Here is a 1,237-nt window from a genome sequence, read left to right on the forward strand (position 1 = left end):
GGCGAAGCTGAGAACTTAAGCGCCAGTAAACGGCGGTGGTAACTATAACCATCCTAAGGTAGCGAAATTCCTTGTCGGGTAAGTTCCGACCTGCACGAATGGCGTAACGACTTCTCGACTGTCTCAACCGCAGGCCCGGCGAAATTGCATTACGAGTAAAGATGCTCGTTACGCGCGGCAGGACGGAAAGACCCCGGGACCTTTACTATAGCTTGGTATTGGTGTTCGATTCGGCTTGTGTAGGATAGGTGGGAGACTGTGAAGCGGCCACGCCAGTGGTTGTGGAGTCATCGTTGAAATACCACTCTGGTCGTATTGGATGTCTAACCTCGGTCCGTGATCCGGATCAGGGACAGTGCCTGGTGGGTAGTTTAACTGGGGCGGTTGCCTCCCAAAGAGTAACGGAGGCGCTCAAAGGTTCCCTCAGCCTGGTTGGCAATCAGGTGTCGAGTGCAAGTGCACAAGGGAGCTTGACTGTGAGACTGACGGGTCGAGCAGGGACGAAAGTCGGAACTAGTGATCCGGCCATGGCTTGTGGAAGCGTGGTCGCTCAACGGATAAAAGGTACCCCGGGGATAACAGGCTGATCTTGCCCAAGAGTCCATATCGACGGCATGGTTTGGCACCTCGATGTCGGCTCGTCGCATCCTGGGGCTGGAGTAGGTCCCAAGGGTTGGGCTGTTCGCCCATTAAAGCGGTACGCGAGCTGGGTTTAGAACGTCGTGAGACAGTTCGGTCCCTATCCGCCGCGCGCGTAGGATACTTGAGGAAGGCTGTCCCTAGTACGAGAGGACCGGGACGGACGGACCGCTGGTGTGCCAGTTGTTCTGCCAAGAGCATTGCTGGTTGGCTACGTTCGGAAGGGATAACCGCTGAAGGCATCTAAGCGGGAAGCTCGTTCCAAGATGAGGTATCCCACCCTTTGTGGGTTAAGGCCCCCAGCTAGACCACTGGGTTGATAGGCCAGAGGTGGAAGACCGGTAACGGTTGGAGCTGACTGGTACTAATAGGCCGAGGACTTGTTACGAAGACGCTACGCATCCACTGTGCGGTTCTGGAAGAACAACCAGAACCGATCGCGACCCTTGCGGGGTTGCTGGTTGTAATTTCATAGTGTTTCGGTGGTTATAGCGTTGGGGAAACACCCGGTCCCATTCCGAACCCGGTAGTTAAGCCCTTCTGCGCCGATGGTACTGCACTGGTTACGGTGTGGGAGAGTAGGTCGCCGCCGAACTTA

General features: G+C 55.9%; 2 rRNA genes. Both read left to right on the forward strand.

What is annotated here, in order from left to right:
* Positions 1–1,027 (forward strand): 23S ribosomal RNA (locus AB0A63_RS40570); the annotation flags it as partial.
* Positions 1,028–1,117: 90 nt separating this feature from the next.
* Positions 1,118–1,234, forward strand: a 5S ribosomal RNA gene (rrf, locus tag AB0A63_RS40575).
* Positions 1,235–1,237: the final 3 nt, after the last annotated feature.

The sequence above is a fragment of the Lentzea sp. NPDC042327 genome (genome assembly GCF_040647275.1).
Taxonomy (GTDB): domain Bacteria; phylum Actinomycetota; class Actinomycetes; order Mycobacteriales; family Pseudonocardiaceae; genus Lentzea.